The following is a 22,347-nucleotide window of genomic DNA, read 5'->3' as shown; positions in this document are numbered from 1 at the left end:
CCTTCCTATTCTGTCAAGCCTGAAAATACGATTTTTACTGGCTTTGACGATTTTGTTTTTCCTCAAAACAGGAGCCAAAGGTGATGAATTGTCATAGTATCCTGTACTGAATAGCTGATTTAAGGTAGCACTAATAAAGCATCCTCTTGTTTGCTCTATAAAGGCCTTTTTTCCTTTGATTAACTATGATGGCTAACCTTCCGTGTCTAAAGGGATCGTGTCCCAACTTCCTTCGTCCAGCCAATTCATACACCAAGTGCCAGCAAAGCTCCTACACAGGGTCATGCCCTAGGGATAAAACCACCGCCAGCTACAGCTCTTGTTTGTTGTCCTTTACTGACCAATCTACGCTTTGAATGGTACCGATAAGTCGGTGGACGCAATCCATCCTGTTGTAAGTTGGTAGCTATGTTATGCAGAAGACTCGCTCCTGCTGTTACTGGATTCCTCTCCGGAATCCTGACCAACCACCGATAAGTTTCGGTAGCTCGGCAGGATTCCGGAATATAATTCTTACTTATGCAGCCACTATTTCTGCTTCTTCAAATCTCTTGATATCATTAAGCATCTTCTGTGGATCGTAGGTGATTCCCTTCTTCAGGATTGTAAATATGATCCTAAGAAGCTTACATGCTATAACTATCAACGACTGCATCTTCTTTAGTGGATTTTTCGCTCTGGTAGTGTAATACTCATGTATATACTGGAATTCTGGAGCATGAGCCACTACCGATTTAGCTCCCTGAAACAGCCAGGTTCGCAGTTCTTTGCGTCCTCTATGGCTTATCTTTGTTTCGCCATTATGCTTGCCTGAACTGTTGGCTACAAGATTTAATCCGCTGAGTTTCTGTATTTCCTTTGCATCATCAAATCTTTCAATGTCTCCCATTGAAGATATGATTCCAGCCACTATGTTCTGTCCAAGTCCTGATATTTCAAGGATGTTCTCTGCATGGGGTATTTCCATACATTTTTCATTGATTGCAGCTTCAACTGTCGCAAGCCTCTCATCCAATGAGATGATATCTTCAACATGACACTTTACTGAATATCTGTCCGGCTCTGATCCTTCTTTCTTGCCTATGCTTACGCAGGCATACCTGAAAATCTCAGCAGCCCTGCTATAGCCGCGTCCTCTAAGCTTAGCCTTGTGCCATATATCTCTGATTCCATCTTCACCCAGCCTGATTATATCTTCTGGAAACGGTGCAACCTTAAGTATCTCCATTGCAAAGCTGCCATCTGTTTTCCCAAATGCGTCCTTATATTCAGGGAAGTAAATCTTCATCAGCCTGTGTAACCTGTTTATGCTGCGGATCCTGTTCTCAGCAAGCTGGCTCCTTAGAAGTGAGAGACTACGCAGATCAGCGTAGATGCCCTCCGGAAGATATGGCATACCGTAGTTTCCGTTCATAACAAGGTTTGCAATGACCTTGGGATCTTTTCTGTCATCCTTAAGCTGGCTGTTATCCTCGATTTCTTTTGTCTGTTTTACTGCATATGGATTTACCTGCACCACACTGATACCATTGCTTATCAGCCATGTTGCCACGCAAAACCAGTAATGACCTGTAGGTTCAAGTCCAAGTACTATCTGTTCCTTACCATTTACTGCAGCAAGGTCTACCATCCAAGCTTTTGCGGCTTCAAATCCTTCCTCGTTGTTAAGGAAAGAGAATGGCTTTCTGCTGAGTTCTCTGCCTTTTCTATCTATAGCCCTCAGATAGTGGGTTTCACTGCCTATATCGCATCCAACTATAAGCATGTCATCTGATATAAATGAGAGCTTGGCATTCTTATCAAACTTTCCTGATGTCTCCAGATCATGCCAGGTCTTAGCCTGCAATGTATTTAAGAGATCATCCACTCTGGTTTGTCTTTCTTCGGCAGATAAAGTATTTATCACCGAAAAGTTGTTGCTTACTTGATTTTTGTTGTTCTTTGCCTTAGCATTCATGTTAGATACCTCTCGTATTCTTGGATTATTACCAACTGCCAGGTCAGTAACAATCCAACTTTACTTGAGGTATTCTTTTTAGGTCAACCCCTGTTTATATCTTACAGGAAGCTCCTTTGTTTTTAACTATGTTCTCTTGTTATTGTTAGATTACCACGCTGCATTTCATCCAAAATGTACACCAGTCATTACTACTTATATTTGCCATTTTTACTACCTTTTCACTGACAAATAGTTTTATTATTTTTCCTTTATCAGCTCTACCACGATTCCCTGTACTATTAGTCCTATAATTGTTGGCAGAAGTTTTTTCATATGGATTCCCTCCTTTGTTTTTTACTATGTTTTCTTGTTACTGCTAGATTATCACGCTGCATTTCATCCAAAATGTACACCAGTCATTACTACTACTTATATTTGCCATTTTTATTACTTATTCACTGACAAATAGGTGTATTACTATTCTTGATCAGTTCTACTACGATTCCCTGTATTATTAGTCCTATAATTGTTGGCAGAAGTTTTTTCATATTGATTCCCACCTTTGTCTTTAACTATGTTCTTTTGTTAATGCTAGATTATCACGCTGCATTTCATCCAAAATGTACACCAGTCATTACTACTTATATTTGCCATTTTTACTACCTTTTCACTGACAAATAGTTATATTATTTTTCCTTGATCAGCTCTACTACGATTTCCTGTACTATTAGTCCTATAATTGTTGGCAGAAGTTTTTTCATATGCATTCCCTCCTTTGTTTTTTACTATGTTTTCTTGTTACTGCTAGATTATCACGCTGCATTTCATCCAAAATGTACACCAGTCATTACTACTTATATTTGCCATTTTTATTACTTATTCACTGACAAATAGGTGTATTACTTATTCTTGATCAGCTCTACTACGATTCCCTGTACTATTAGTCCTATAATTGTTGGCAGAAGTTTTTTTTCATATGGATTCCCTCCTTTGTCTTTAACTATGTTCTTTTGTTAATGCTAGATTATCACGCTGCATTTCATCCAAAATGTACACTATGCCATAACTACTTATATTTGCCATTAAATTACCACCATATGTTTTATCTAAAACGTACAGTATATATCTTGTTGATAATTCTTTAACAGCATTTCTAACATTTTCCACCATCTTAAATTTAATTTTGTTCTTTGTATAATTTTAGTGTACAACCCCTTATTTCATTCAAAGTGTACACATTCGTTGTTGTTTAAAATGTTTCCATTGTGCCCAAGGGGACGTTAACTTGTTTTAGTTTATTATTTATCATTTTTTAATCTATTATTCATATTTTATTGATATAATAAAAATACATTTGGAGGTATATATATGCGAAAAAGCCATGCAGACACAAAAGAAGATATCAATCGAATAATTGATTTAATGAACCAGCCAAATGGGACTTCTTGTGATGAGTTGTGTTCTAAAGTAGGTATGAAACGTCAGTCTATATACAAATATATAAAAGAGATTGAAAACATGGGATATGTAATAGATAAACCATCAAAAAAAAATCTCAACAAATATCACATTATTTCTAACGACGCAGAAATGCTCCAATACACTTCCATCGATTATGACATATTAAGAAAAAATGTAATATTAGAAATAATAAAAAGTTCTGATCGGATAAAAGACTCAAAACTTTTAAAGCTTATTTTATTTTGCCCTGAAAAACGCAAACAAAAGAATGAAGAAATTGCACTACCTAAAAATAATCAGGGAGAAGATTCTACTTCTACAATACATGAAGAAAATGATGAAGAAAAGATCATACAATATCCATTAGATGTTGGTGTTGTCACTTACTATAAATTATTAAATTCGCTAATAAAAAACAAATATATAAAAAAAGATAAAAAGTATGCTTACTATAGCTTAGCCGATAATAATACTGTAATCTTCCACAAGATTACTTCTAATGATATCGATAATTTAATAGCCAAACTAGAAAACATATCAGAGGGAACTCTTGCACATGACCATGTAAGTGGTTTATTATCTCGCCTCGCTCCATATGTAGAATATTTCGACGATAATAATTCAAGTAAGCCAAGTATTTTTCTACGAAATGGATTGAATCGAAAAAAATATGCAGAATCAATAGAAACATTAAGTAAGCTCCTTATCCATGACAACTATAGAAAAAAAAGACTCAAAATCGAATATGTCATAGATTCAAATAGGACAACTGAACTATTATTTTCATTAGGAATTATAGTCTACTATATGGAAGAAGATTCGTTTTATTTATATGGAAAAGCACAGGGTGTAGAAATAATTCTAAATATGTCTAAGATTAAGGCCATTGAAATAACAGAAGATGATAATAAAATCAAATACCAACGTTATATTGATTCTCTTGCAGCAAATGTAGGAATTTCTTCTCCACAATCATCATCTTCTAAAAAAATAGAAGTTGAAATTCATTTCGATAATAGACCCGATATAAAAAGACGTTTAAATGCATATAAAAATAACCGTCCAAGCGCAGATATTACTTATGATACAGATATAACACTAAAAGATATTATTCCTGACAGCCCAAATTTTGAAAGATTCCTTAGATCCTTTGCAACTGGAGTTAAAAGCATATCCCCTCCAGAAATAAAAAATAGGATATTAGAATCTGCGCGAAAACAACTATTGCAATATGAGGAATTAAATAAATGAACTATAAATTGCCTTTACTTAGATTACAACAATATATTACATATCTAGACAAAAACATTTACTCATCCCCCGTCTGCATATCTTCATTACATGATTTATTGCACTTACCAATCCAACTAGTAAGAAACGATTTTGCTGAAATATTAGCATGGTCTGTAAAAATGTCTGAAATCACAGATGAAATACTATCATCTGACAATATACGTTCAAAAAATGTCAGCCCATTCTCAGAATGGACTAATTTTTGTGTTGATTCTGACATATCTAATGATGAATGTATTACACTAATTGAATACTGTAAAAATGAAGGAATAAATACTAGCAATAAAAAGGAATTTAAAAATATCATTAAATCCGGGCGTTTTGATCATATAAATCTCTATATACAGAAAGATTATTCTTCATGTTTTTATATTCCAATGACATACGGAGAACACTTGCTATTCACAGAACTCTCCAAAAAAGAACCTGATCTTTCAATATTATCTAATCCCTATAAGGAACTTTTTTATGTAAAAAACAGTTATCAATATGATAATGATGATTTTATCAGAAGCAACGAGGCTCTTGATTTTATAGCACAAACTCAGAACGCTATCGAAAATCGGAAATTATTAAAAATATCCCGTCTTTCAGTTCGTAACCCGGAAAACTTAAAGACTGAAAAAGTAATTCCAATAAAGATTAGTTATAATTCCGATAATAATCAGTATTCGATAATTGGCTTTACTCCCAATAAAGAATCAGCACTTAAAACAATTTTCAAAAATGACAATTTTACTATTGTATCTATCAGATTGGAAAACATAAAAGAAATTAAATTAGTCAAGGACATCCATATATCTGACGAACAATTTGAACAGTTAACAAAAAAAATAGAGGATCTTTCCCCTAATGTTTGGGGCAATTGTTTTGATGAACCACCGCTCGAAATAATTGTACGATTTAGTGATCACTACCGAGTATGGAAAAAAGTCCATATGGCAATCGATGATATACATACTAATGGAATACTTGAGGAAAAAGACGGTTATTTATATTACAAAGACACTATATATGGTAAAAGCAGTTTTAGACTGTGGCTGAATTCATTTGGTAGCTCCGCTATCGTTATCCAGCCCAAATCGCTCCAAGATGAAATCATAAAAGATTTGAAAGCAAAAATTGAAAGGCTTGAACATTGAGTTCAAGCCTTTCAATCCATATTAGTACCTAATTGTTACTGCGTAATATACGCGTGTGCAATATCATTTCTTTGGTTTGATATTATCTTGGAATACAATCCCAGTTTTCAAAACAAATGATTTGCTTTCAGACGGTTCAGAAATCCTGATTTGTTTTACATTTCTCATATTATCTGATACAGAATCGATAAATCCCGTCTTATTTTTATTTAAGAATTTCATAGTAAATTCCTCCTTTTTGTATGGTCAATTGTTAAAGGGTTCCAGTCTTCATGCACTTTCCACCATGTTTAGCAATCGCCGTCATTACTCCCAATGCAGTAAAAGCTGCCAAAATTAATGCATCTTTCCCCAAGCGCTTCCAATCAAGGACCTCAATATCAGAAGCATCATCATCTTGATTTTCATCGGATTCACTTTCTGTCATTACCAATACATCTGTAAAAACATTTTTATACCTCTCAAAATCAAAATCAATCGGATATTTTTTTACCTCACTTGCTTCCAATAATCTATTCGTGATAAATCTAATATCGTCTTCTGTATATATATCATCTCCCTGAAAGTCTTCAATGATGTAATGTATTTGATTGCAAAAACATGTTTTTAAATACCTTCCATAATGATTGTAGAGCTTAGTATTGTTGTTTGCATTTACGACAATATTATAGATTTTTATACCCTTTAAAAATCCATTGTTCTTCAAAACATCACGAATAAGATAATCCTTCTCATTCACTTTATCTCCAATATTGCATAAAACAACTTCCTCATTGTCAGCTCTACAATAGTTTCCTTCTGTTGTTATGGACATATCACATATTGAATACTTCGCCTCCAATAAAAAAATAGCTTTAGAAGTAACAACTATTCCATCACATTCAGAAATGTATTCGTCTTTTCTCAGCTCAATATTAGCAAGATGTTCATTTTTCACTTGAATCATATCAAGATTATGTTGCATCTTTTTTTCGCCGGCAATTCCCGAAATCTCACATGCAATCAATTTGCTTAGTTCATCAGTCAAAGCATTAAATTCTTGAACCTTTTCATCACTAATGATACCTTTATCCTCAGCAATTGAATTAATATGAGCTTTCACATCTGAAATTCTTAAATTTTCTCCATGATTTTCTTCAAAAACCTTAGAAACTATCATGTTCTGAAATTTCAATAGCTCTGGTACAACCTCTGTTCTTGAATATTCAGCATCAGTCATAATTTTTGAATCTTTGAAGTCCTTTAAAATCTGCATCTTTCTCTTACTTGCAATATTATCCATATCATTTGTCTCCTTTCTCTCATATGTGTTTTATTGCTGATGTAAGATTAACACGTTCCAATTCATTGAAAGTGTACACCTGCTTCAAATGGAATATGCAGATCTTCAAATTCCTTCATATAGCGCATAATTTTCAAACTCAAATCCTAAATCCCTGCTCACCAAAATCCTTATTCTTCTTAGGCAAAACAACTTTATTATAGTAAACAAGATCACTTTCATGTAGCAAATGAAAGCTTCTAATATTCTCAGCTGCGCTTTCACGTATTTCTACGGGAATTGGATAGATGACTTCCGCAAGTGCTCCTGCTATGCAGGCAATTGTGTCGCTATCGCCGCCAAGTGAAACTGCATTGCGAATAACATCTTCATATGATGTTCCTTTAAAGAAAGCGATAATTGCCTCGGGAACGGACTTCTGGCATGAAACATGAAACGTGTATGTTGGACGAATATCGTCAAGCTTTCTATCAAGATCATAACCAAAGGTATATGAAATATATTTTTTCACTTCATCTTTGGTATGCCCAGTCCTTAGAAGGAATATTCCTGCAGCAATAGCCTGCGCGCCTTTTATGCCCTCCGGATGATTGTGAGTTGGAAGAGCTGTGATTTTTGCAACTTTAAGAGTATCTTCAAGTGAATCACAGAGCCACCCAACAGAAGAAACTCTCATTGCAGAGCCATTACCATAACTTTCATATGGACATCTAACCGGATTCTTAAGCCACATCCTGAATCCTCCTCCATGCCCACATCAGGGAATTTTTTTCCATATAAAACCATGGATTTTTCACATGCTTTATATAGTTCTTCTTCCTTTTCCTGAGTATCGATAGGTGTTCCGGCAAAATCATAAAGTGCTTTGGAAATAGCAATCGTCATTATACTGTCATCTGTAGGCAAGCTGTACTTCTTAAGGAAAAAGAATCTTTTATCCTTGATGTTGTCAAATTCGTACAAGCTGCCGACCATATCACCTATTATTGCACCAATCAATATTTTCTCTCCTCATTTTCTGATGAACTAAATACTTAAAACTGCATTTATTGGAATCTATTAGTTTTTTAACTTAACCATTTTCTTCCAAATCATTTCCTGCTTCCTTCTGCAGTTGTCTTTCTGTCTTTTTAACTGTTGTACTATTAGCCTTAAAATTGTAAACAGGCTTTATTACCTTAACAATGTCTGCTGTTAGGGAAATATTGCTAACAATGTCATCCATTCCCTTATATGCAAAGGGACTTTCATCGAGGGTGGAATGATTAACGCAGGTTGTAAAGATTCCTGCATCTTTCATTGTCTTTTCAAACTCTTCTACTGTGAATCTGTTAAATGCTTCTGTCCTTGAAAAGAGTCTTCCGGCTCCATGAGGGGCAGACTGATTCCAGTCATCGTTTCCTTTTCCTATGCAAAGAAGAGATCCGTCTCGCATATTTATTGGTATCAGTAGCTTTTCGCCCTTCTTAGCTGAAACCGCGCCCTTACGGATAATATTTGAATCATGGTCAATGTAATTATGAACTGTTGTAAATTCACTTATAGGTTCCAGTCCATAGTGTTCCATAATCTGTCTTGCAATCATGTGCCTGTTCTCATCGGCAAATTCCTGACAGATTTTCATATCATAAAGATAATTCTGACTGTACTTGCCGGTAAGAAAGCACAGATCAACAGGAACATCAGGCGCAGTCTGCCTGAAATTTCTATGAAGCTCCATCAGGACATCATGTATTTCTGCTCTTCGTCCTGCGGCCTTATACTCTTTCTTTATACGTTCTTCTTCATCCCAGAGTGCTTCCTTGCCGGTATGTATGCCGATTGCCTGCTTTTGATAAATATCACAGACTTGAATTCCAAGTTGTCTGCTACCGGTATGGATTACAAGATACTTATTTTCTTCATCGTCTACATCAATTTCTATAAAATGATTACCACCGCCAAGGGAACCGATAGCTCTCTCCATCTTTCTTGTATCTTCAAGGTCTCTATAGCACTTCATCTCCTGTATCTTGGGAAATCTCATGAGTCTGCCTTCATTGACTTCTCTTCCGGATGGAACATACTTCCTTATTACTTCATCCAATCTGGCATAATCGATATCTATTTTTCCCAGTTCCACTGTAAGCATGCCACAGCCAATGTCTACGCCAACAATGTTTGGAATTATCTTATCGCCAAGGTCTGCGGTAAAACCGATAACGCAGCTTTTTCCTGCGTGACAGTCCGGCATTATACGAACCTTTGCATCGTGGAAAGGTTCCTGATCAAGCAAATTTCTTATCTGCTCAATACAAGTATCTTCACACTTATCTATGAATATTTTTGCGCTATTATACTTCCCTGTAACTATCTGCATATAACCTCCAAATTTGAGCAAGATTTCAAAGACCTTGCTCACCATGCACTAAAAAAAGCTTCGTTACAATTGCTTAAACTCCATCCCTATATACTAATTATACCCTTTTGCATAGACACACTTTGTCCATTTAGAAAAATTCAGATATAGGTAGTCACACCTATATCTGATATATCATTCACTTATTTCCGCCCTTGTAATTATAAACAGGCTTAAGGACTTTACTGATTTCCACAGTATCTTTTACCGCTTATTGATATCAAAATAAAACCTCTCAAATTCTCAGAGGCTTACATATGTCCTACCATTATTTTATTCATGGAAAAAATGATCAATTCACTAATCAGAATAATAGACGGCGGACAACCATGCCTCTGTTTATATTCATATTTTTAGTTACGTTAGTCATCATGTGTTTCATGATTGCCCTCCTTTCAGCTCTATTGAGCAACTTGAATTCTTTGTTACGAATAGAAGTATACCACAATTAAATGACAAATATTGTCCAGGTAAAAAATATTTTTCACCTGCTCATACTTCTGGGTGACTGACCATAAAACTTCTTAAACACATTTGAAAAATAGCTTACATCGCTATACCCGACATTTTCAGCAATGACAGATAGTTTCTCGTCAGTAGTTGTAAGAAGATGTTTTGCTTTCTGCATTCTGAACTGAGTTATATATTCGGTCAGTGTCATGTTCATTTCACTTTTGAACATTTTTCGAAGATAGGTCTGATTAACACAAAGAGTTTCCGAAATATCAGAGATGGAAAGGCTGGCATTTTCGTAGTTTTTTTCGATATACTCTTTGGCTGCCTGGGCGACATTGTGAGTTTTGGAATCAGACTTATTTTTCTCAAATTCGATTCGCTTTCTATAAAGATATATGACATTCTTTAGCATCTGATCTGAATTGCCAGCTTCTGACATAAATTTTTCAGGTAAAAAGCCATCGCCGTAGATCTTTTCTATGGAAAAGCCCGAATTTATAATATTTGTCATGAGTATGCTAATGGCGCTTGTAAGCAGGTTCATGTCGGTAAAAGAAACTTTTTCGTTTTCTTTTCTGTCTGTATGAAGTTTATCCCATAACGCAGTAAGCACTTTTTCAGCATCATCAGCTTTTAAAGACTCGATATCTTTATTAAGCCTTATAATCGCCTCAAGGGAAGAAAAATTCACTTCCTCTCTATTATTTCTGATATCCCATAGCTGTCCATAGCCCTTGGAATTCAAAAAGCTAAGGCATCTCTCATAGGCATTTTTGACTTCGCGAAAAGAAAGCGCTTTTGAAATAGCAATTGAACTTCCAATAGACAGCTGACTCTTAATAATCTGGATCAGATCCGATAATTCATATCCTTTATAACTATCCAGGTCGCTTTCTCTGTCAAATCTCATAAGGACAACGATGTTATTTTCAAAATCGTGGAAAATCCTAAATTTGCCCTGAATATCCAGTCTGTCAGCAAGCATCCTGGCAATAAGCTTCTCCCAGTTCATGAGCTTTTCTCTGGCATCTGTATCTTTTCCCAGAAAAGCATCTGCATCAAATCTAAGGAGCGAAACAAGATACCCGCCCTGTGCATCAACATTTCCAAAGATGGTCTTCTCAAGCTTACCTGCCTGCTCATCATCAGAAACACCAGCATAGATAAGAGCCCTGAGCTCATCATAGTTCATTTCTTTTTTGTCTTCCGTGCTCTCAACAGCTTTGCCAATATTGTCCTGAAGCTTTAACAGACTAAGGATCAGTTCTTCTTTTTCAAAAGGTTTTACAATATAATCGCAGACTCCGATCTTAACAGCCTGTCTTGCATACTCAAATTCATTATTTCCGGTGATAAGAATAACTGAAATATCCGGATAATCCTTTGTGATCTTTTCCGCAAGTTCAAGGCCGTTTAGATAGGGCATTGTGATATCCGTCAAAACAACATCGGGATAGTATTCATCTAATTTTTCCAATGCCTCTTTCCCATCATGAGCCTCACAACATATCTCAAATCCATAAGAATTCCAATCTATGCAGCCTCTTAAATATTCAAGAAATATCGGCATATCATCAACAATCATTATTCGTATCACGGTTAATTCTCCAATTTCATTTAAAACGGAACTATAACAGTCACCGTAGTTCCTTCATTTTCAACGCTTTCTATCTTTGCGCCATATTCTTTTCCAAAGTACAGCTTTATTCTCTTGGCAACGCTATAAAGTCCAAAATGACTTCCGCCCTTTATGGAATCATGATCTGTTATCTTTGCTTCTCTGGCTTTTTCTTTTTCATCACTGTCAAAAATATCATCCACAGAAAGTAAGGTATTAAGCCTTTGTAGTTCCTCTGCATTCATTCCAATGCCATCATCAGAGACTGATAATCTCACATATCCTCTGCCTGATGATTCATCATGATCATTAGTTTCCCCCATAGATTCATCATTATTATCAAAAGAAATCTGCCCTGAAATAGTGATTTTCCCCCAGACAGGCTTGTTCTTTATTCCATGATAAATTGCATTCTCAACAAGGGGCTGCAGAGTCATCTTGGGTATCAGTGAATTCATTGCTTTTTCGTCCACATCAATCTCATAGCTGAATTTATCACCATATCGCATGGTCTGAAGGTCGAGATAATCCCTGATTATCTGAATCTCACGTTCTATAGTCACAATCTCTTCGCTTCCTGACAAAGAATTCTTGTAATAATTTGCCAGCTTCTGCGTCACCCTGGCAGCCTCTTTGCTTCGGTTCATCTCAATGAGCATTATGATTATATCAAGAGTATTATAAAGAAAATGCGGCTTTACCTGCTCCTGAATAAGCGCAAGTTCGTACTCTCTCTTTTTCTTGGCTTCATCATCAACCTGTTTTAATAGTTCATAGTTTCTCTGAGTCATATAGTTGAAGATTCTGCCCAGTCTTCCAATCTCATCCTTGGACTTAAACCTGAACCTGAAGCTCATATCGCCCTCAGCGATCTTTTGTGCGCCATCATGCAATACTTTCAGCGGTCTTGTAACGAAATTTGCAGAAAAGACAACAGACACAATTAGCAAAACCGCTGTAATCCCGCAGGTTGTGATAAGTATAACCCCAAGGTCTTTACCTGTAACATTAAACTTGTTTAAGTTTGTTATTCCAACCACAGTCCACTTATAGTTCTTTATCTCATCCCGTGCAAGAAGATACGCTTCTTTATTATATTTTATAAGCTTTTCGCTGCTGTCAAAAAGATTTTTAATAAAAATCTCATCTGTAAAAATGCTATCTTTTTTCTCTGTCTCAGTAATGATATTTCCGTCATTATCGTAGAGAAAATAGTAACTGATCTCACTCTGTGAAGATTCGATGAGATAGTTTTTATCCATATTTATAAAGATATAACCTATGGGAGAGCCGCTTACGATATTTATCACATGCTTCCCCATGGTGATTATCTCTTTATCTTCCCTGTCCATTGGATTGTTTACAGGATTCATCATGATTGTCTTGCCGCCCTTATCAGACAATTCCTTTATGTATTCAGAATCCCTTACATCCTGTGCAATCTCATAAAGCGCAGGATCTGTAGAAAACATTCTTCCGCTGTTTTCAACATAAACTATAGACGAAATTCCATCATAAATCAGCAGTGACTGGGATAACTGGCTTATTATACGATTTTCCCTTGTTACCTGCTTCATGGTTCTGTCATTGTAGAAAGAACTAAACTCAATAGTAAGGTTATTGGAACACAGTTCACCGTTTTGAAGGACAGATGAAAGTCTGTCAGACATTATCCTGATATTTTCTTCTATCTGTTTATCTGCTCTTTGCATGATTGCCCTATTGTAAAAAAAGAGCATCAAAATAGTAAGCACTGTCATAGGAATCAGTGCCACAAATATGGTAATGGATGCAAGTTTATATTTGATGGACATGTTCCTTGCTCTTTCTTTGCCGGAAAGATGCCTGTCAGAACTATATTCCTCCATGTCCTTAAGTGTCATTTTCTTAAAATCAATCTTCTTCATACTATTCATTTTACCATGTAAAAACTAATGTTGCACTGAGAGTTTCCTGTTGATTTAATAAAAAAGGAAATGCCACTCCTTTTACAGAATGTACATTTCCTTATAATCATCATCCCTTAACAGCGCCGCCGATTGTCATGGCACTTTCAACCTGTTCTGAGAAGATTGAGTAAACTATTATTGCAGGGAAAGAAGCAATTACCATTGTTGCCCCCATGCCGCCCCAGTCAGTTGTAAATTCTCCCTGGAAGAACAATACTCCAAGAGGAAGTGTTTTTAATGCAGGAATACTACCAACAACTACATTTGCAAGAATGAATTCATTCCAGGCATTAAGGAAAATATAGATAACAAGAGTAACTGTCGCCGGACGAACCAATGGCTCAATTATCATGAAGAATGTCTGGTAGATATTTGCGCCGTCCATGCAGGCTGCTTCCTCAAGTTCCATAGGAATTCCCTTAAAGAATCCATAATATACCATGCAGGCAAATGCAAGATTAATTGCTATATATGGGAAAATAAGTGACCACCTTGTTCCCATAAGGCCAAAGCCCTGTACGATCTTAACTACCGGAATCATGATAGCCTGAACCGGAATAAACATTCCAAGTCCAAGAAACAGTCGTGTAAATGTTCTAAGCTTCCATACCATACGGCTTGTCGCATAAGAAAACAGCAATGCGCAAAATATAGTTATCGCAACTGTTCCGATTGAAACAAGCAAACTGTTTACAAAATATAGTGGTACATTATATTTGGTCCATGCAGTTATATAGTTTTCATAATGTAACGGCCATGGAAAACCAAATGGATTTGTTACAAATATTTCCTGATTTGTTTTAAAGGAATAAAACAGCATCCATATCAGCGGATATAATGAAAACGCTGCATAAATCCAGCAAAACACAACAAATATATAATGAAGTACAGGTTTTTTTCCTTCGTTATGCATTGCGCTTCCTCCTTGCCTTCTCTTCTTCTTTCTTCTGATCCTTATCTCTGAAAATAAAGTTAATGACCAGCATTACAAGCATACATTCAAGAACCATTACTGATGCAGCTGCTAGACCGTAGCCATAATCAGACTTCTTAAATGCTGCATTGTACATCATATAGGTCAGTGTGAAAGTGGACTTGTTTGGTCCACCGCCTGTCAGGATGTTCATCTCAGTGAATGCCTTGATACCACCTGTCAGAGAGATAATAAGGCAGAACTTGTAGGTTTCAGCCAAAAGAGGAATAGTTATCTTCATATGAGCTTTAACATTTGAGCAGCCATCAATTCTTGCTGCCTCATAATAGTCAGACGGAATTGATTTGATTCCCGCAACGATAAGAGCAAACTGATATCCCATCCACTGCCATGCATTTACAAATGCGATAACGTAGATAGCCTTATATCTGTCGCCAAGCCAGTTCTGTTTGAAATCAGAACCTGCCACTTCGAAAATCTTATTAAGAAGTCCCTCTCCGCTAAGTATTGCGCTCCATAACTGGCAAACAACAGTTACGGAAAGAATAACAGGGATAAAGTACGCAACTCTAAGGAACTTTCTTCCCTTCATTTTTTTATCAGAAATTGTGATTGCAAAGATTGTTGCAAAGAGCATCTGGTAAACAGTTATCACAATCGCAAATATTATCTGATTTCGGTTAGATGTAGCAAAAACTCTATCAGTGAACAGGTCTATATAGTTCTTAAGTCCTGTAAAATTCGGTGTTGTAAGTCCGTTCCAATCTGTAAAACTATATGCAAAAACCTGAATGATCGGAACAAAGTCAAATGTTATGAAAATAGCAAGCGCCGGCAAAACAAATAGTAAAATAGCCAGCTTATTGCCCATGTATTTTTTCATGGCCTGTCTCCTATTTTTGTTCTAATAATTTGTGCGGAGATAGTATAAATACTAAACTCCGCACAATACCCCTTCTCTAAAAAGCTAAAACAAATCGATTATTATTTTATCCTTAATGTCTATAGTGTTCATTTCACCATGGATCAGTCCATAGTATCTTCAATATCCTGTACGAACTCATCAGCTGTGAACTGTCCGGAAACAAGTCCCTGTGACTCAGACTGAATTGCATCGTTGAATGTTGAATTTGTAAGTCCCCATGTAAATTTAGTTGTTGATGTGATGCTTGGAAGTGTATCAGAAAGCTTCTTCATCATTGCAGGATACTCAGAATCAGGTTCTTTTCCTGTATCGATAGCAACAAGTGGATTGTGTCTGTACATAACCTTAGCTTCACAGTACTTCTCTGTAATAAACTCAGCAACTTCTGCTGCAAGTGCTGCATTTGCAGAATCAGGATTTACAGCAAAACCTGAAGCTGAACCGCCGCCTGAGAATGCTGACTTACCAGCTTCATAAGAAGCAGCGTCTTCTGCAGGATAGAACATCCAGTCAACATCATCGCCAAGAGCCTTTGTAGCATCTTCAATGTACCACTGACCGTTGATGAACATAGCAGCCTGACCTGAAAGGAACTTTTCAGAAGCCTGATCGTAGTTAGTTGTTGTAGCATCATTCTGGAAAAGACCTGCAGCAACAAGTTCTTCAAGCTTCTTAGCAGCCTTAACATATCCTTCATCAGAAACCTTAGCGCTGCCTTCATCAAGAGCCTTGATACCGCCTGCTGCGTATCTTGTAGCAATTACATCGTAAGCAGCTGCTGTATTCCAGCCTTCCTGTCCAAACAGTGCAAGAGGTGTGATATCTTTTGCCTTAAATGTTTCGATGCACTTAAGAAGATCATCATATGTCTGTGGAACTTCAAGTCCGTTATCTTTGAAAAGAGCTTTGTTGTAATACCAGAGAACATATTCCTGACCTGAGAACGGAAAAGCATAAATGTTTCCATCTTCAGCATAAGCAAGATCTTTGTTAGCATCATAAAGCTTATCAAGGAATCCTGTAGACTTAGCTACATCATTAAGTACCATGATCTGATTTGATTCACGGAAAGTATTGATAATATCTGTACTAGCCTGATAAATATCAGGAAGCTGACCTGTAGCTGCAAGTGTCTTAAGTGTCTGTCCATCATCCTGTGCCTGAACTATAAGGTTAAGTTCAACATTTGGATATGCTTCCTTAAGCTGTTCAACTGCATAATCGTAAGGAACCTTTGTATCATCATCTGCATACTGTGTATAGATACTAAGTGTAACCTTATCCCCTGAAGCAGTATCACTTGCTGTGTCTGCTGTCTTAGTATCTTCAGCTTTAGTCTCTTCTGTCGTGGTCTCAGCAGCAGGTGTATCTGTCTGAGCTGGAGTTTCTGTGCTTGCAGCATTTCCGCATCCGATGAGAGATGAAGCTGCCAGTGTCATGCACATGAGCGAACTAAGAATTTTCTTTTTCATAATAAAAATATCCTTCCCTTCTCTACAAGAGTTTCACTGCTTTAGGAAACTCAACTGTTGATTACTGTAATCAGTATAGAAAAGTTAAGGATATATTAAAATGAAATATTCGAAATTGTTTTTGTAATTTTCAATATACTATTTTTATAATTACAAATATTCTACAAATGTATAAATCTTGGGAATATATGACAAATAGGCCAGTGCCTTCATTCTTCTGTTATGACAGCATCCAGTCTTATATCATGGGGCTCTACAGGAAGTGTTTCTTCAAACACCTGAACACCAAAAGAAAGTGCTGCCTTATAGAAGTTAATATTCTTAGATAAAAAGCGGTCGTAATAGCCTCCGCCATATCCAATCCTGTTCCCCTCATAATCAAACGCAACACCGGGAACTATTACTATTGCCTGATTGTGGGCAACATTATTATCAAAGATCAGCGATTTCTCTGTAATCTCAGGCTCTCTGATGCCAAAGAAGCCCTCCTTCAGGTCATCTAATCCATTGATGTTTACAAATTCCATAACTCTATTCTTTTTATCTGTAATCTTGGGGCAAAAGACCTTTTTCCCTTCATTAAGAGAATAGGTTATTATTTCATCTGTAATAACTTCGCTTCCCATCGAGGCATAGACAAGGACATTTTCAGCATTCTTATAATGCTCATCTTCTATCAGCCTGTTAAAAATAATCCTGCTATATTCAGCTCGCTCGTTAAGTTTAAGTCCATCTCTTGCAGATAAAGCTTTTTTCTTAATTTCTTCTTTTAGCATTAACTCAGACCTGCCGCCACATATTCCGCAACCTTGATTCCGTCCATTGCCGCTGACATAATACCGCCTGCATAACCGGCTCCTTCGCCGCAAGGATACAGGCCGTGGATGTTTACTGACTCGCACTTCTCGTCCCTGTTAATCCTTACAGGAGAAGAAGTCCTTGATTCCACGCCGGACACAAGCGCTCCGTCGCTGTTATAGCCCTTTATTACGCGTCCGAATTTCTCCATCCCCTGAATAAAAGATCTGTTCAGATCATCCGGAAGAATTGTATGAACATCTGCAAAAACATAATCTCCGCACATATTTGGTGTGTTCTTTTTCTGATCAAGTTCATCATAAAGTGATGCATATCTATCTGAATCGCTGTTACTTTCAGAAGCTTTTCTACTACCGCCATCGGCATTGTTATTATTTATGCCAGTTTCATTATCGCATTCTGTATTCTGAATAGCTTTCTTAAAGTCGCCATAATATTCTACAGGAATCTTACCATTTCCAAGTTCATAAGCTTTTTTCTCAAGTTTTCTTTGGAATTCAACACCTGATAGAACATCATCAGAGCCAAAATCCTTAGGATCAACGGTAATAATTATTGCAGAATTAGCGTTCTTCCCATCTCTTTTACTATAGCTCATTCCGTTTACAGCAAGCATTCCATCTTCAGAGGAAGCATTTACAACGAAGCCTCCTGGACACATACAGAAAGAATATACGCCTCTGCCTTCGTCTGTCGTAGCTGTAAGCTTATATGGCGCGGGCGAAAGCGTATCACTCTGTGCCATACCATATTGAGAAAGATTTATGATTTCCTGCGGATGTTCAACCCTGAATCCTACCGCAAAAGGCTTGGGATTCATATCAACCTTCTTATCCTTAAGCATATAGAACGTGTCTCTTGCGCTATGACCAATAGCCAATATTACACTGCTGCAGGATATGACTTCATCAATGTTCTTTTCTTCACTTCCATCACTGCAAGCTACTTTTACACCGCAGACATTATTTCCTTCATCAAGCAATATATCAGTTACCTGACTTAAAAATCTTACTTCACCGCCTGCAGCAATTATTCTTTCGCGTATATTTTTTACTACAGTTCTAAGGATATCCGTTCCGATATGGGGCTTGGATTCATAGAGAATATCTTCATTTGCACCATTTTCTACAAAAATCTTAAGAGCTTTTCTTCCACGCCCATCCTTATCCTTGACCATAGTGTTAAGCTTGCCATCTGAAAAAGTTCCTGCTCCGCCTTCTCCAAACTGAACATTAGTAGCTGTATTCAGCTTTCCATTTTTCCAAAAACTCTCTACTATCTCAGTTCTCTTGTCGACATCAGCGCCTCTTTCAAGGATAATTGGCTTATAGCCATGCTCAGCAAGCATAAGTCCTGCAAAAAGACCTGCTGGCCCTGCGCCGACAATCACAATATTTTTATCGTTTTTTGCTGAAGAATTCAGATTTTCTGAGGAAGTTTTCTTTAAATCAACCTGCTTTTCAAAACTGTATTCTTCTCTGTCAGCTAAACTAACATTTTTATCCTTGCACTTTTTTAAAACCTTATTCTCGTCTAAACCGCTCAAAGAAACATCTACCATGTAAATATGGTAGATGTCAGGCTTTTTTCTTGCATCAATAGAATGACGGATTATCTCGATTTCCTTTATGTTAGTATCAGAAACCCTAAGAATTTTTCCGCAGTTCTTTTTCAGAACCGCATAAAGTCCCTCTTTTGTCTTGGGAAATTCACGACCATCCTTTATTTTTATCTGATTAATTCTTATCATTTTTACCTCAAAATCTATAAAGAAGCGACTGTACCTGCAATGCTTCCACTGGTAAATGCCCATTGAAGATTGTAGCCGCCGCACCTTCCATCCACATCTGCAAGTTCACCTGTAACAAAAATTCCGTTGTGATCCTTGACTGTCATATCATCCCTGATATCGCCAAGGCTCACTCCTCCGGATGTAACCTGTGCCTGCTGATATCCATAACTTTCTTTCAAACGAATCTTGCAATTTCTGTAATAATCAAAAATGCTAAGGACCATGCTTTCAGAGATATTCTTCATTTTCATAGAAGAGCTCATCTTCATGCGCCTGATTATCATATCATTGATATTACTATTGTAAAATCCATTAAGAAATTCCTTAAGGCTCCTGTCATCACGAAGTCTGAGCATCTCTTTTTCAAGAGAAAGAAAATCACCTTCATCATGATCAGGGAAAAAATTCACCGCAGCAACAATAGGTTTTCCTTCACTCAAAAAACGTACCACTTTACTGCTTGCCTGCATGACAGGTATCCCGGAAATACCATCCTTTACAAATTGTAATTCGCCATATTCACTGGCTATTACCTCATTTCCAAGATGAAAAGATATTTCTGCAGTGCATCTCACACCGCCTTCAGGCATGATTTCATTCTCATCACATTTAAAACCTACAAGCGCCGGAAATGTATCCTTCACAGAAAGCCCCAGCTGCTTGCAGATATAATAGCCATCACCTGTAGACATGGTGCTCTTTGCGCCGGCTAAAGCGCCCGTAGAAAGAATAACCCTGTCACACTCATAAGCGTTATTATTTGTAGTCACTGTATAGCATTCCGCATCGTCACTTTCTTTGTGAACCTTGACTGACTTAACCTGTTCATTGTAAACAACCGAAACACCCAGCCGTTTCAATTCGTTTTCAAATGCTGTGACAACAGTAGATGCCTGACCTGACATTGGATAAAGATAGCCATCTTCACTTTTGACTACGATTCCAAGTGACTTAAAAAAATTTATAACATCAAGGACTCCATAAACGGAAAGCCACTGCTTTATCCTCTTTTCCGCAGCCGGATTGTACATCTTTTCATTCATATTCATGTTTGAAAGATTACAACGACCATTACCGGTCATGGATAGTTTTTTCCCAAGTTGCGAGTTCTTTTCAATTAAAGTAACTTCGGCGCCATTTCTTGCAGCATAAATCGCAGCGCACATTCCGGATGCTCCGCCACCCGCAATAACTATTTTTCTCTTCAATATGTTTTATTCCTCATAAAATCTGTCATGCTGAACCTTGGCAGAGAAAGAGGTAAGAAGACCTCCTAAAGGAATGTTCTTTAGTTCATGCGTCCTTACGCCTCTCAAAAGCACCATGAGCAGCATGTAAACAACAATATAAATAACAACACCGATAACAAAGGTAAGCACTTCACCAATTATATTTAGAAATATCCTGTTCTCGGCATATAAGATAAGTCCTGCTATACCGGATGAAATCAGCGGAATACCAGCATTTTTGAGAAACTCATATCTTACCTTGAGCATCTTAAAAATCAAGAACATGCTCATAAAACTGAAAACAGCAAATGCTATAATCTGCGAAAGCGCCATTCCCAATATCTTCATGTCCAATACATAAACAAATAGAATAAAAGCAATCACATGAATACCCCAGGAAACCGTAATTCCAACTACAACCAGAATATTCTTTCCCATATGATTTAGTAGCCATGAAGCAAAAACTCCAACAGAGAAAAGAAATATCATAACGGAACCCAGTGGAAAAATGCCTTCAAGATATTCGGAGTTTTTACCAAATATCATTTGCTCAATTATAACCGAAGAAACGAAAAATCCTATGCTTACAGGAATCAAAAGCATCAGCATGCTATGCTTAAGTTTTCTGAACCTGTCTCTTGCGCCCTCAAGCTCATCTCTTTCAATCCTTGCCATTACTCTGTTCCAGGACTTAATAAAAGGTATACAGCACAAAAAAGAAATAAGTACTACAAGGCAGGTAACTCTTCCGTTAAATGCTCCATAAAGTGAGATCATCTCAACGGCATTATCTTTTTTTATCTGTGCAAGATTAAAAAAGATATTATCGCCAAAACACATAAGGATTGGTGAAGCATACATATACAGAATAGGTCTGATGCCTGTAAGAACATCATTTTTATTATCCAGATATCTTGGCGCGCCTGACTTGACTATTTCCTCAATATCTTTTGACCTTAATTTAAAACTGATCAAAATCTGAATAAGTCCTGCTATGGATCCGATCATGAGCCCTATCATCATGCCGGAGGCTCCATAGATCGCGCTATATTCATCACCATGAAACAAATTGTTTACTTTTTTACCATATTCAAAAAGAATGATGGAAATGACACCACCGCTTACAAAAGATATAGCAGAGACAAGAAGGTCAGCTATCATGATTGGCTTCGTATATCCAAGTCCTTGCAGATATCCTCTTATCACCCCCTGGGGGCACAAAAACAAAAGACTCACAGCGGTGATGATAAACTCAAAATAAACCTTGCCTGTTCCGATAACACTAGTTGAAAACACAAAACTCGTAAGCGCTATTATAATTGCCAGCGCAATCCCTGCCAAAACAAAGATTCTCATGGATTTCTGCATATTTGTTTCTGCATTTAAAAACTGGGATCTTCTGGCTCTTAACCTCACCATTATGTATACCGATTTCTGTACAGCAAGAACAAAGGATATATACAGCACATAGTAAAGTGCAAGTGGAAGCGCTGAAAAGCCTGCCCCCATGTTTCCAAATATTCTTACTGAAATAATGCTGTAGAGCATCATAAGTATAATTGCCCAATATACAACCGAAGTCAGTATATCCGGTCTTATTCTTTTTTCTTCAGCATACCTCATATGCTAATCTCCCAA

General features: G+C 36.9%; 17 protein-coding genes. 2 read left to right on the top strand and 15 right to left on the bottom strand.

Annotated elements, in window-relative coordinates; translation table 11 throughout:
- Positions 1-517: 517 nt before the first annotated feature.
- Positions 518-1,957, bottom strand: coding sequence for an IS110 family transposase (locus tag BM086_RS18875; protein WP_092321568.1), 1,440 nt, complete (start codon positions 1,955-1,957; stop codon positions 518-520).
- Between the two features lie 1,350 nt (positions 1,958-3,307).
- Between BM086_RS18875 and BM086_RS18870 the strand changes: the two genes are divergently transcribed.
- Positions 3,308-4,651: a WYL domain-containing transcriptional regulator gene (locus BM086_RS18870; protein WP_092331344.1), complete on the top strand. Its 1,344-nt coding sequence runs from the start codon at positions 3,308-3,310 to the stop codon at positions 4,649-4,651.
- A complete protein-coding gene (locus BM086_RS18865; RefSeq protein ID WP_092331341.1) occupies positions 4,648-5,835 on the top strand; it encodes a WYL domain-containing protein in 1,188 nt (395 codons plus the stop codon). Before BM086_RS18870 ends, BM086_RS18865 begins: the two co-directional genes overlap by 4 nt.
- 63 nt (positions 5,836-5,898) lie before the next feature.
- Here BM086_RS18865 and BM086_RS21115 read toward each other — a convergent pair whose 3' ends face one another.
- The 14 genes from BM086_RS21115 to BM086_RS18805 all read right to left on the bottom strand — a co-directional run bounded on the left by BM086_RS21115 (position 5,899) and on the right by BM086_RS18805 (position 22,332).
- Complete coding sequence (locus BM086_RS21115) at positions 5,899-6,057, bottom strand: hypothetical protein (protein ID WP_175560379.1); 159 nt, start codon at positions 6,055-6,057, stop codon at positions 5,899-5,901.
- A 31-nt stretch (positions 6,058-6,088) separates the two neighbouring features.
- Complete coding sequence (locus BM086_RS18860; protein WP_092331336.1) at positions 6,089-7,117, bottom strand: NERD domain-containing protein; 1,029 nt, start codon at positions 7,115-7,117, stop codon at positions 6,089-6,091.
- Between the two features lie 139 nt (positions 7,118-7,256).
- Complete coding sequence (locus tag BM086_RS18855; RefSeq protein WP_092331331.1) at positions 7,257-7,850, bottom strand: ADP-ribosylglycohydrolase family protein; 594 nt, start codon at positions 7,848-7,850, stop codon at positions 7,257-7,259.
- Positions 7,790-8,116 (bottom strand): hypothetical protein, encoded by a 327-nt coding sequence (locus BM086_RS21515; RefSeq protein WP_141107794.1) that lies wholly within the window; start codon positions 8,114-8,116, stop codon positions 7,790-7,792. The genes BM086_RS18855 and BM086_RS21515 overlap by 61 nt, the downstream gene beginning before the upstream one ends.
- 73 nt (positions 8,117-8,189) lie before the next feature.
- Positions 8,190-9,476 carry an RtcB family protein gene (locus BM086_RS18850; RefSeq protein WP_092331326.1) on the bottom strand — a complete coding sequence of 429 codons (1,287 nt, stop codon included), beginning with the start codon at positions 9,474-9,476 and terminating at the stop codon, positions 8,190-8,192.
- A gap of 523 nt (positions 9,477-9,999) precedes the next feature.
- Positions 10,000-11,568 (bottom strand): response regulator transcription factor, encoded by a 1,569-nt coding sequence (locus BM086_RS18845; protein ID WP_141107793.1) that lies wholly within the window; start codon positions 11,566-11,568, stop codon positions 10,000-10,002.
- Positions 11,569-11,588: 20 nt separating this feature from the next.
- Positions 11,589-13,496, bottom strand: coding sequence for a cache domain-containing sensor histidine kinase (locus tag BM086_RS18840; RefSeq protein ID WP_175560378.1), 1,908 nt, complete (start codon positions 13,494-13,496; stop codon positions 11,589-11,591).
- Between the two features lie 109 nt (positions 13,497-13,605).
- On the bottom strand, positions 13,606-14,451 hold the full coding sequence (locus tag BM086_RS18835) for a carbohydrate ABC transporter permease (RefSeq protein ID WP_092331313.1): 846 nt from the start codon (positions 14,449-14,451) through the stop codon (positions 13,606-13,608).
- Positions 14,444-15,355: a carbohydrate ABC transporter permease gene (locus BM086_RS18830; protein ID WP_092331308.1), complete on the bottom strand. Its 912-nt coding sequence runs from the start codon at positions 15,353-15,355 to the stop codon at positions 14,444-14,446. Before BM086_RS18830 ends, BM086_RS18835 begins: the two co-directional genes overlap by 8 nt.
- Before the next feature lie 143 nt (positions 15,356-15,498).
- Positions 15,499-16,869, bottom strand: coding sequence for an ABC transporter substrate-binding protein (locus BM086_RS18825; RefSeq protein WP_092331303.1), 1,371 nt, complete (start codon positions 16,867-16,869; stop codon positions 15,499-15,501).
- A gap of 209 nt (positions 16,870-17,078) precedes the next feature.
- Positions 17,079-17,645, bottom strand: coding sequence for a 5-formyltetrahydrofolate cyclo-ligase (locus tag BM086_RS18820; RefSeq protein ID WP_092331298.1), 567 nt, complete (start codon positions 17,643-17,645; stop codon positions 17,079-17,081).
- On the bottom strand, positions 17,645-19,438 hold the full coding sequence (locus tag BM086_RS18815; RefSeq protein WP_092331293.1) for an NAD(P)/FAD-dependent oxidoreductase: 1,794 nt from the start codon (positions 19,436-19,438) through the stop codon (positions 17,645-17,647). Before BM086_RS18815 ends, BM086_RS18820 begins: the two co-directional genes overlap by 1 nt.
- Before the next feature lie 14 nt (positions 19,439-19,452).
- Entirely contained in the window at positions 19,453-20,688 is a 1,236-nt protein-coding gene (locus BM086_RS18810; protein ID WP_092331288.1) for an aminoacetone oxidase family FAD-binding enzyme, read from the bottom strand.
- 6 nt (positions 20,689-20,694) lie between these two features.
- Positions 20,695-22,332, bottom strand: coding sequence for a polysaccharide biosynthesis C-terminal domain-containing protein (locus BM086_RS18805; protein ID WP_092331283.1), 1,638 nt, complete (start codon positions 22,330-22,332; stop codon positions 20,695-20,697).
- Positions 22,333-22,347 lie beyond the last annotated feature (15 nt).

The organism is Butyrivibrio sp. YAB3001 (assembly GCF_900112195.1).
In the GTDB taxonomy this organism is placed as follows: domain Bacteria; phylum Bacillota; class Clostridia; order Lachnospirales; family Lachnospiraceae; genus Butyrivibrio.
Note: the sequence above shows the minus strand (reverse complement) of the source record. Positions and strands in the feature narration are given on the sequence as shown.

Excerpts from the sequence above, each read along its gene's own strand:
- BM086_RS18815 (WP_092331293.1), bottom strand. The coding sequence starts at position 19,438 with ATGATAAGAATTAATCAGATAAAAATAAAGGATGGTCGTGAATTTCCC.
- BM086_RS21115 (WP_175560379.1), bottom strand. The coding sequence starts at position 6,057 with ATGAAATTCTTAAATAAAAATAAGACGGGATTTATCGATTCTGTATCA.
- BM086_RS18835 (WP_092331313.1), bottom strand. The coding sequence starts at position 14,451 with ATGCATAACGAAGGAAAAAAACCTGTACTTCATTATATATTTGTTGTG.
- BM086_RS18855 (WP_092331331.1), bottom strand. The coding sequence starts at position 7,850 with ATGTGGCTTAAGAATCCGGTTAGATGTCCATATGAAAGTTATGGTAAT.
- BM086_RS18825 (WP_092331303.1), bottom strand. The coding sequence starts at position 16,869 with ATGAAAAAGAAAATTCTTAGTTCGCTCATGTGCATGACACTGGCAGCT.
- BM086_RS18860 (WP_092331336.1), bottom strand. The coding sequence starts at position 7,117 with ATGGATAATATTGCAAGTAAGAGAAAGATGCAGATTTTAAAGGACTTC.
- BM086_RS18840 (WP_175560378.1), bottom strand. The coding sequence starts at position 13,496 with ATGAAGAAGATTGATTTTAAGAAAATGACACTTAAGGACATGGAGGAA.
- BM086_RS18805 (WP_092331283.1), bottom strand. The coding sequence starts at position 22,332 with ATGAGGTATGCTGAAGAAAAAAGAATAAGACCGGATATACTGACTTCG.
- BM086_RS18830 (WP_092331308.1), bottom strand. The coding sequence starts at position 15,355 with ATGAAAAAATACATGGGCAATAAGCTGGCTATTTTACTATTTGTTTTG.
- BM086_RS18850 (WP_092331326.1), bottom strand. The coding sequence starts at position 9,476 with ATGCAGATAGTTACAGGGAAGTATAATAGCGCAAAAATATTCATAGAT.
- BM086_RS18865 (WP_092331341.1), top strand. The coding sequence starts at position 4,648 with ATGAACTATAAATTGCCTTTACTTAGATTACAACAATATATTACATAT.
- BM086_RS18820 (WP_092331298.1), bottom strand. The coding sequence starts at position 17,645 with ATGCTAAAAGAAGAAATTAAGAAAAAAGCTTTATCTGCAAGAGATGGA.
- BM086_RS18875 (WP_092321568.1), bottom strand. The coding sequence starts at position 1,957 with ATGAATGCTAAGGCAAAGAACAACAAAAATCAAGTAAGCAACAACTTT.
- BM086_RS18870 (WP_092331344.1), top strand. The coding sequence starts at position 3,308 with ATGCGAAAAAGCCATGCAGACACAAAAGAAGATATCAATCGAATAATT.